The sequence below is a fragment of the Dictyobacter sp. Z7_2 genome, from assembly GCF_057551105.1.
Genome location: NZ_BAAJPE010000001.1, coordinates 3,354,122 through 3,365,607, shown reverse-complemented (window position 1 = coordinate 3,365,607; position 11,486 = coordinate 3,354,122). Strand labels below are relative to the sequence as shown.

Genomic DNA, 11,486 nt, shown 5'->3' with positions numbered 1-11,486 from the left:
TTCTATAATAAAAAGAGTTCATCAAGCTCTTCTGGTGCCAGCTCAACAATGCCAGACCACACGGGCAACGCGCTGAGAGGTCGATCAGGATCGATCACAATTTCTTGCAGTAAAGTTTGTAAATGTTCTCGCATACGCCCTATCGTAGAGGCGCTAAAGAGATCGGTGTTATATTCCAACCATCCTTCCAGACATTCGGGCAACTCTTCCATCAGTAGAGTCAGATCAAATTTTGCCGTCCCATTCTCCAGTTCCACGCGACTGAGATGAAGATCAGCCATGTCTGCGAGTGGCATCGATACATTTTGCAAGCCAAACACCGCCTGGAAGAGCGGATTACGGCTCAAATCGCGCTCTGGTTGTAAGTGCTCCACCAGCTTCTCAAAGGGCAGATCCTGATGCGTATAGGCTCCCAGCGCTACCTCGCGCACGCGTGCCAGCAGTTCGCGGAAGCTCGGATCTCCACTCAAATCAATGCGCAACACCAGCGTATTGACAAAAAAGCCGATCAAGTTTTCAAGTTGGGCATGCGTACGACTCGCGATCGGCGTACCCAGCACCAGATCCTCCTGCCCACTGTAGCGACCCAACAAGCTCGCCCAGGCCGCCAGCAGCGTCATAAAGAGCGTCACCCCTGCCTGCTGACTCAGCTCCTTGAGTTGCAGGCTCAGCTGCTGGTCCAATCGGAACGACTGCACTGCTCCGTGGAAGCGTTGTTCTGCGGGCCGAGGCCAATCCGTCGGCAACTGCAAGACAGGCAAAGGAGCCTGGAGTTGCTGCTTCCAGTAATCTAGATGTGCCTGCAACACACTCTCGGACAATTGTTGACGTTGCCAGGCGGCAAAGTCGGCATACTGAAGCGACAATTCCGGCAGGGGAGAAGGCATTCCAGCCACAGCCGCCTCATAGAGGGCCACCAACTCCCGCACCAGCACACTCATTGACCATCCATCGGAGACGATATGATGCATATTCAGCACCAGCCAATGATCCTGCGCGCCCGACTGTAGAAGATGGGAGCGAAAAAGCGGACCAGCCGTCAGATCAAATGGTCGCGAGATATCTTCCCTGATCCGGAGCATCACCTGTGTCTCGCGCTCATCCTCGGGATAATCCATCAAACTTGTCACCTGGAGTTGGTGAGGCTGAGCGGGTAAGAAAACTTGGACGGGCTGCTCACCCTCTTCAACAAAGATCGTGCGCAATATTTCGTGTCGTTGCACAATAGCATCCAGACTGTGCTCCAGAGAAGCGATATCAAGTTGACCAGTCAGCCGAAAGGCAATGTACTCGTTATACAAAGAGCCACCATTTTCCAGCTGATCAATAAACCATAATCTCTGTTGAGCGAAGGAGAGAGGTATACTCTGCTCGCGTGATACACGTTGAATAGGCACAGATGGCACTTCTTGTATCAGCGGCCCATTGCTCTGTATTTTTGCCACCAGAGACGCCACGGTAGGAGCTTCGAACAGGTTGCGAAGCGACAATTCTGCCTGAACCGTTTCTCGCATACGAGAAATGACTTGTGTCGCCAGCAGTGAATGTCCCCCGGCTTCAAAGAAATTGTCATACACCCCCACATGTGCGACGCCGAGAACCTCGGCCCATATCCTGGCAACCTCATCTTCAAGCATGTTACGGGGAGCGACATAGACAGCCTCGTTATCCAACTGTGCAGAAGAAGCACTATCAGGTAAAGCGCGCCGATCCACTTTGCCATTAGGCAGGAGAGGCAAAACCTCCAGAATTTCAAAAGTCGATGGAATCATGTAGTCAGGCAATTGTTCTTTCAGGAAGCTGCGTAAAGCATGCACTGAAAAACCTTTTTTTTCGGCAGGCACAATGTAGGCAACCAATCTTTTATTGCCCGACAGATCTTCTTGAATGCGGAGCACGCCTTCTCGCAACGCCGGAGATTGTCTCAGCACGGCCTCGATCTCATTGAGCTCAACGCGAAAGCCGCGAATCTTGACCTGATCATCGATCCGTCCCAGAAACACAACATTACCATCGGGTAAGTAACACGCCAGGTCGCCCGTTTTATACAGACGTACCCCTGACTGCTCACGGAAGGAATGAGTAATAAAAGCCTCACGCGTCAACTCCGGACGGTTGAGATAGCCACGAGCCAATCCATCACCGCCGATATACAATTCAGCTGGAACGCCGATCGGGACTGGCTGTTTATATCTATCAAGCAGATAGACCTGCGTATTAGGGATAGGACGTCCCATAGGAACCGTCGAGAAACGCCTGTAGACTTGTTCCCACTGCACCCGATAGGTCAAAGTTCCGACCGTAGCTTCCGTTGGCCCATAATGATTAAAAACGGCGAGATCGGGAGCAAGCGCATGTACCTTATCTATCATCTGCCAGGAAGACGCCTCACCCCCAAAGATCAGCCAACACTGGGGCAAGAACTTCACGTCACGAGACGAGGCCATCAGCGCGGCAAAGTGAGAAGGAGTAATTTTGAGACAGTCGATCTGATAACGAGCAAAATACTCGTTTAATGCATGAGGATCGGTCGCTCGCTCCTGAGCAATAACATGCAAGCAGCCGCCCGTATAGAAAGCGGGAAAGATCAGCGTGTTACAAAAATCGGCACTCAGTGATTGCAGCAGAGCAAAGGTAGCGCCAGAGACAAAACCAAAGCGCCCGACGATACCGTGCACATAGTTTACAAGTTGCTGCTGCTCAATAGCCACGCCCTTGGGGCGCCCAGTCGAGCCGGAGGTATAGATCACATAAGCTAGATTATGCGGTTGAAGCCCACTAACGATATTATCTGTACTCTGTTGGGCAATCACCTCCCACATGCTATCGACGCACAGAACGGCCCTTGCCTCCGCAGGTATGCGCTCACGCACCCGACGCTGTGTGAGCAAAACCGCCACCTGACTATCCTCGAGCAGGTAAGCCAGCCGCTCTTGTGGATAGCTCGGATCTAACGGTACGTAGGCTCCTCCCGCCTTGATTATTGCGAGCAAGCCCACGATCATCTCGCTTGACCGCTCCATACAGATGCCGACCAATACTTCTGGTCCCACCCCCAGGGCTTGCAGATAGTGTGCCAGTTGATTAGCTCGTGCATTCAGCTCACGATAGCTTACCTCCTCGTCTTCAAAAACCAACGCCACAGCCTCTGGTGTACGCTCCGCCTGCATCTCGAGCCACTGTCCAGGCAATCGCCCATCTTCATAAACGCTAACAGACTCATTCCACTCGACTATCACCTGCTGCCGTTCGGCCTCCTCTAGAAGCGGCAAACTGGCGGCAGGCTGATCGGGATTAGCTACCATATTCTCTAATAGATGCAACCAGTTCCGCTGCATCCGTTCGATCGTCTCATTCTCAAAGAGATCAACATTATATTCCAGCCGTCCATACCAGCCATCGGACTCCTCTTGCAGGCGTAGTGTGAGATCAAATTTCGCGACATCGCTTTCCACCTCTTCGGCTCTCAGATGCACACCTGCCATATCAGGCACAACTAACGAACCATCCTGCACCACAAACATCGCCTGGAAGAGCGGATTACGGCTCAAGTCTCGCTCTGGTTGTAAGTGCTCCACCAGCTTCTCAAAGGGCAGATCCTGATGCGTATAGGCTCCCAGCGCCACCTCGCGCACGCGTGCCAGCAGTTCGCGGAAGCTCGGATCTCCACTCAAATCAATGCGCAACACCAGCGTATTGACAAAAAAGCCGATCAGGGATTCAAGCTGTGCAAGCGTGCGACCCGCGATCGGTGTGCCCAGCACCAGATCCTCCTGCCCGCTATAGCGACCCAATAAGCTCGCCCAGGACGCCAGCAGCGTCATAAAGAGCGTCACCCCTTCCTGCTGACTCAACTCCTTAAGCTGCTGGCTCAGCTGCTGGTCCAATCGGAACGACAGCACTGCTCCACGGAAGCGTTGCTCTGCGGGACGAGGCCAATCCGTCGGCAACTGCAAGATGGGCAAGGGAGCCTGAAGCTGCCGCTTCCAGTAATCCAGCTGTGCCTGCAACACGCTCTCGGACAAATGCTCACGTTGCCAGGCAGCAAAGTCGGCATATTGAAACGACAATTCCGGCAGCAATGAGCCCTTCCCTACGACATCAGCCTCATAGAGAGCCGCCAACTCCCGTACCAGCACGCCCACAGACCACCCATCGAAAACAATATGATGCACACTCAGCAATAGAATATGTTCCTCCACCCCCAATCGTAACAAGACAGCTCTGATCAGAGGACCCTGAGCCAGATCAAAGGGCTTCAACGCCTCCTCAGCAATGAACGATGCGATAAGTCCATCGTTCTCATTCACTGAACCTCTGCCAAAGTCCACGATGGGGAGTGACAAAGACAATCCAGGAGCAATGATCTGAAGAGGGCTGCCGTTTTCATAGTGAAACGTCGTACGCAAGACCTCATGCCGTCGGATAATCTCATTGAGGCTCCTTTGTAAGGCTGAGATATGAAGATCTCCTAGCAGACGCATCTTCATCGAGACGTTATAGCTAACGTCTCCTGGTGCCAACTGATCCACTATCCACAGTCGCTGCTGAGCAAAGGATGCTGGACAGGCAATGGGTATCTGCCTCTCTTCCTGCAACAATTGAGCCAGCAGGATACGTTTCTGCTCTTGTGAGAGACTCTCTATGCTATTCATTAATTAGCCTGCCTTCCAGACGTTTTAGCGCTGAGTAATCGATTGACTTCATCATCCGAAAGCTCATCAAGCTCGGCTAAGATACGTGCTGCGTTACCACGATCTATTCGTTTAATCGTCTCAATTGCCTCGACATGTTGCTCAGTCTGCTGTTGTGTGATCACTGCGGCCAGTCCAGCAATGGTAGGAAAGTTAAAGATGCTATAAGCTGACAGCTCTACCTTGAAAACGTCACGGATACGCGAAAGCACTTGCGTAGCCAGGAGAGAATGCCCACCGACCTCAAAAAAGTTGTCATCAACACCCAGTTGCTTGAGTCCAAGCAGTTCCATCCAGATCGCATGCAAACTTTGCTCGACCGACGTACGCGGCAGGACAAGATCGGCCTGTGCCACCTGTCTGCTCTGCTGGGAGGCAGCCAGCTGACCCCGATCTACTTTGCCATTGGGCGTCAACGGCAGGGACTCAAGTAGCACGAAGGCGGAGGGTAGCATATGCTCTGGGAGCTTCTTGCGCAGATAGGTCCGCAGTTCATTGACTCCTGGTTCAGCGCCAGGAGTCACCATCAGATAGGCAACAAGTCGTTTGTCTCCCGGAGTGTCCTCATGCACGATGACAATCGCTTCGCGCACAACGGGATGCTGCCTTAATAGTGCCTCTATCTCGCCCAACTCGATGCGAAAACCACGCATCTTGACCTGATGATCAATGCGACCCAGAAAATCAATCTTCCCATCCGGAAGAGAGCGGACAAGATCGCCTGTTTTATACAAACGTGCTCCTGGTTGCTCCCCAAAGGGATCGGGCAAAAACCGTTCGGCCGTCAGGTCCGAGCGGTAGAGATATCCCAGAGCTAGCCCGATGCCACCAATGTAGAGTTCACCCGCCGCCCCTGCTGAAACAGCCTGCATAGACTCATCCAGCACATGCATCTGTGTATGCGCAATCGGCCGCCCGATACTTAATTGCTCCCCATGGGGATTATACTCATCCATACTCATCCAGATCGTTGTTTCTGTCGGACCATAGACATTCAAGAGACGTCGTCCCTGCCCCCAGTAGCGCACCAGTTCCATCGCGCAGGCTTCGCCTCCTACAATTAAAACCTCAAGCTGAGGCAGCGGCGCACGTGGCACAACCGCCAGAGCGGAGGGAGTCAAAAAGAGATGGGTAATGGCTTGCTCCACGAGCGTTCGATACAAGTCAGGTCCAGGCATCATTTTTACGGGCTCTTCTAGATGAAGCGTTGCTCCCGCCAGCAGGGCCATTATGAGCTCTAGCACCGACGCATCGAAGTTAAACGAAGCGCATTGCAACACCCGATCGCCCACCTGCGCACCGAAGACATCTTGCTGAACCTGAGCCAGATTAGCCAATCCGCGATGTGAGACCAGCACCCCTTTTGGTCGCCCTGTCGAACCAGAAGTATAGATCAGATAGGCTCCCTGCTCGACCGAATGATCCACATCGGGAGCCGTTTCCGGCTGTGCCGCCAACTGCGTCCACACATCCGAGAGCGAGAGTCTGGGCACCAGACTCTGAGCCAGTAGAGTAGCTGTCCGACCAGATGTAAGTAGCAACGAGAGCCGGGCGTCATCAAGCATATAAGCGAGTCTTTCAACTGGATAGGAGGGATCAAGTGGTACGTAGGTTCCTCCCATCTTAAGAATTGCCAGTATGCCAATGATGAGCTCAAGCGAGCGTTCCAAACAGAGTCCAACCAGGGCATGCGCTGGTACTCCAGTAGCGAGTATCAGATGAGCCAGTTGATTAGCCCGCACCTCTACCTCAAAGTAGCTAAGCTGTTGTTCCTGAAACACCAGTGCGATGGCATCGGGGTAGCGTCGCGCCTGATCCGAGAAGAGAATATGTAAACAAGCAACAGACTGCTCATCGATCGTGACCTGATCCCCAACCGAACAAACTGCTTCAACCTCGGAAACGGCCTCACCTTCATCTTCATCGAACAGATCATCCTCTCCGAAGAGATCATCGAGTTCAAAAGGATCAAGCAAGGTAATTTGCGACAGACGCTGATCCGGCTCAGTCACAAACTGCTCAAACACGGCCACTAACTGAGCCAGAAAGCGATCCACGCTGGCCGCCAGAAATCGTTCGGGATTGTATTGCGTCATCAGAGTAATCTGCTCATCCATCTCGAGGGCTTCGATATGCAGATCGTACTGGACTGTAAGATCATCTCCAAAACCTTCGGCGCTTGCATCATCGACTTCTTGCAAGCGATCGGTCACAGATGCACGTAACGTGATATCATCGAAAGTCAGACTACTCATGCTCGCATTTTGGAGCACAAACACGATCGAATGGAAGAGAATGTCACTCCCTCGCTGACGCCGCATATCCTGGACCACGAGATCGAATGGATACTCTTGATTATCAAAAGCACCCAGGGCAGTCTCATTCACGCGCTGGAGCACCTCTATACACGTCGGATTACCTGACAGATCTGTGTGCAACGTCACCGGATTCCACAATACGCCAAAGACTCTCTCAAGCTCTGTCCGCGTACGCCCTGATACAGGCGAGCCAACAGAGATCGTATCCTGACCGGAGATCTGTGCGATCCACATCTTCAGCCCGGCCAGCAACGTGATATACAAAGAGGTACCATGGACGCTAGATAATTTATGCAACTTCTCGCTCAGCTCTTGATTGATCGTTATCGTACGATACGTCATCGCTTCATGCGTCGGAGGAGGAGTCACGAAGTCCCAGGGGAGACGCGGAAGATCGCTATCGTGCGCCAACTGCTTCTGCCAGTACGCCTTCTGCCCATCTAATGCGCCCGATGCCAGACGTCGATTTTGCCAGGCAGCAAAATCCACATATTGTAAAACCGGAGCCAGATCCCTCTCAGACTTTCCCTGCTTATACGCCTGATACAGAGCCTTCAGATCTTCCATCAACACAGTAAAAGACCATCCATCGAAGATGATGGAGTGAATTGACAGCAGAAGGCGATATTTCTGTTCCGCCAACCGATAGAGAGTAGCTCGAAACAAGGAATCGTTCAGCAAATCAAAGTGCACCTGATTTTCAGCCGCCACATCATGTGCCAGCCGTGCCTCCTGATCCTGAGGAGAGAGGCCAGAAAGATCAACGTCACGATAAAAAACTTTCCTCTCGTCATGGACAACCTGAAGCGGAATACCTTCACGCTCGATAAAAGAAGTGCGCAAAATGCTATGTCTGACGACCAATCCTTGCACAGCGCGAGCAAAAATCTGTCGATCCAGTGGACCATCGATCTCCAGAGCCATCAGCGCCCCATAGGCATTCTTATCATCAAATTGGTAGCGGAACCATATGCGCTGCTGTGCATGTGAAAGCGCATAAGTATCCTGAGGCGGCAGCAGTGGAATAGGATCATATTTGTGCAACGACTCAATAGAAGCTGCCTGATCAATCCTCTGAGCCATTTCAGCAATCGTCGGTGACTCAAACAGCATCTTGAGAGGAAGCTGCACTTGCAAATCTGTATTCATCTTAGAGATGATCCGGGTCGCATCAAGCGAATGGCTACCGAGATCCCAGAACGTATCATGAATACCTATCTGCTCAAGCCCCAGGACCTCTTGCCAGATGGAAGTGATAATTGCTTCGGTAGGCGTTGTAGGTGCAACATAGCTCTGAGGGAGAGCAGGACGCTCTTTTCCAACATCTGGTAAATGCCGACGATCCACTTTGCCACTGGATGTATACGGCAAGCTCTCCACCTGCATAAAGCGTCCTGGGATCATATACTCAAGCAGCCGCTCGCTCAAGAAAGCCCGTAACATCTCAACTGCTCGCCATTGCATTGACTCATCTACATCGGCCTGTGCCTGCAACACGAAGTAAGCCACCAGGCGATAACCATCGGGCTGCTTATCAGCCACCACCACACAATCCTTAATCGCAGGATGACTGCTCAATACCGCTTCAATCTCGCCCAACTCTACGCGCTGACCACGTATCTTCACCTGTTCATCGACACGACCCTGAAAGGCAATACAGCCATCCGGCCTGTAGCTCCCACGATCGCCAGTTTTATACATACGCGCACCAGAGATAAAGGGATCAGGGATAAAAGCTTGAGCGGTACGCTCAGCCGCGTGCAAGTATCCGCGCGCAAGTCCATCGCCGACGAGGTATAAGTCGCCCACAACGCCTATCGGAACCGGCTGCAAATACGCGTCCAGGATATAGACACCATTATTTGCGATGGGACGCCCAACCGTCACCACAGCCCCCTCGACGGTATCATCGCTACGGCAGGTATACATCGTCGAATCAATCGAGACCTCGGTAGCGCCCCATTGATTATGTAACTCGCACCCGACATACTGCATAAAAAGCTTTACCAGCTCCGAACGGAGCGGCTCCCCGCTGGAGATGACATGACGTAAGCGTGTCAGGCGAACGCGATCATCTGGTGTGACAACGCCGACAAACAGACTGAGCATACTCGGCACAAATTGCAGTACTGCAACCTGATAATGCAGGGCAGCATCCAGAATGGCGCGGGGATCTTTATGGAGTTCCGGCTCCAAAAGAGCAACCCGTGCTCCCACCATCAGAGGCCAAAAAATCTCGACAGCCGCATCATCAAAGGTGAGAGTCGTCTTTTGCAGGACCGTTTCATCCGGCCGCAGTTGATACTGTTGCTGCATCCAGACCATCCGGTTGACCCAGCCCCTATGTGTACTGGCAACTCCCTTTGGTTGTCCGGTCGAGCCCGAGGTGTAATAGACAGAGACCAGATGATCTGGATCAACTTCCACTTTGGGTGCAGTGAAAGGATAATTATTGGCCGTGGCGGCCCAATCATCGAGGTAGACAGAGATAACCACATCGGTAGGCAAAGGAGTAATCATCTGCTTCTGAAAGATACAAACCGCCGCTTGTGCATCCGTCAGCAACTGACTGATACGCATCATGGGCGCAGTGACGTCCAGAGGCAGATAAGCTCCTCCCGCCTTCAAAACAGCGAGCATCGCAACCAGCATATTTAACGAGCGATCGACACAGATACCAACCGCCATATCTGGCCCGACACCCAGCGAGCGCAGATAATGAGCCAGCCGATTAGCCTGAGCATCTAGCTGTGCATAAGTCATTGGCTCATCCCTAAAAACAGCGGCCACATTATCCGGCGTGCGGAGCACTTGCTGCTCAAACAGATGATGGAGACTGAGCTGATGTGGATACTCCATCTGCGTATCATTCCACTCCACCAGAAGTTGCTCTTGTTCCACTGCTGTCAAAAGAGGTAGATCGCAGAGTTGCTGATTCGCGTCAGCCAGAATACTCTCAAGCAAGGTACGTAGATGCTCTGACATGCGACGGATGGTCTGAGCAAAAAACAGATCCGTATTATATTCAAAGAAGACATAGAGAGCATCTGGAGTCTCTTCAATCGTCAATGACAGCTCGAATTGAGCCCATGGTTGCTTGACCGAAAAAGACTCCATTTCCAGTCCTTTTAAATTCAGCCGACCGCCGACCTGACCATTTGAGAACATAGAGAGTCCTCTGAGATCAGGGACTATCGCTCTGACCATATTAAAGGCCACCTGCGATAGTGGTAACGAGCCCGCATCCTGCTGCTTTTTAAGTTGTTCAACCACAAGCTGATAAGGATAATTATCGTTATCGCGCATCTCCAGCACGCTCTGTCGTACCTGGGCAAGAAACGAGCGGAAAGGAGTATCGCCCGAGACATGAGAGCGTAATATCGCAGAATTTACAAAATACCCAAAGGTTCTTTTAAATTCCTTCTGGCTGCGACCATGGACAAATGAATTCAGCATGATATCGTTCTGGCCGGTATAGCGATAAAGCAGCACCTGAAAAGCCGCAACAAGGATCATATGCAGGGTTACGTCCTCAGCCTTGGCTAAGGCCTTGAGTTGCAGCGTGAGTTGTTTATCCCATAGAAAAGACAGTATCTCTCCATTCTCTGTCTGGATGGGTGGTCGCGGCTTATCGATTGGCAGATGCAACATCGGAAGCCGACCAGATAACTGTTGCTCCCAATATGCGGCATACCGATTGCGTTCAGGCCCCTGCAACATCTCCGCCTGCCAGCGCACAAAATCAGCATACTCGGCCTCAATCGTGGCAAGAGATGCCTTCAGGCCATGTTTCTCGGCATGATAGAGGATACCAAGATCATGTAAGTACAGAGAGGCGGACCAGTAATCTGTCACAATATGATGAAAGGCCATAAAGAAAACACTCTCATCAGGAGACAGAATATACAGGGCAGCACGGGAGAGAGGGCCTTTTACCAGATCAAAGGGACGAAAAGCATCCGAGGTTACCCGTGCCTCCAACTCCTCCTCACTCCATCCAGAAGCGTCCACTTCTTGCATACGAAAATCTATCTGCTCATGAATCTGCTGGACTGGTTCTCCCTGGACAATTGTAAATGTCGTACGAAAAGCGTCATAGCGCACCACCAATGCTTGCAGTGCACGTTGTAATGCCTCTCTATCCACAGACGAACGAATACGGCCAACAAAGCTTGAATTATAAGCGGCACTTTCAGGAGCAATCTGATATAAGAACCACAATCCTTTCTGCCCATATGAAAGAGGATATTGCTTGCCACTCTGATTCTGATGTTCTTCCCATGAGAAGAAATCAGTGTTTTTTTGAGAAAGATTATTCAATTTTACGACTCTCCTCAGCTAGTATGTCGCATAGCAATACATTTGCATCTACATTCACACTAAATACTTTATCTATCTATCATATATTCATACACATAGTACTTGATATATCATATGCTTTCATCTCTCCACAGAGACAAGCTTCTGTTATTGA

At 51.5% G+C, this 11,486-nt stretch carries 2 protein-coding genes; both read right to left on the bottom strand.

From position 1 onward, the window contains the following. Positions 1–2 precede the first annotated feature (2 nt). Positions 3–4,655 carry an amino acid adenylation domain-containing protein gene (locus AC27N8_RS13270; protein ID WP_487067742.1) on the bottom strand — a complete coding sequence of 1,551 codons (4,653 nt, stop codon included), beginning with the start codon at positions 4,653–4,655 and terminating at the stop codon, positions 3–5. Next, the gene (locus AC27N8_RS13265; protein WP_487067740.1) at positions 4,655–11,332 is read right to left on the bottom strand and encodes an amino acid adenylation domain-containing protein; all 6,678 of its coding nucleotides are present in this window, start codon (positions 11,330–11,332) and stop codon (positions 4,655–4,657) included. The genes AC27N8_RS13270 and AC27N8_RS13265 overlap by 1 nt, the downstream gene beginning before the upstream one ends. Positions 11,333–11,486: the final 154 nt, after the last annotated feature.

What these genes read in the sequence shown, in the direction of transcription:
- AC27N8_RS13270 (WP_487067742.1), bottom strand. Translation starts at nt 4,655, where the DNA reads ATGAATAGCATAGAGAGTCTCTCACAAGAGCAGAAACGTATCCTGCTG.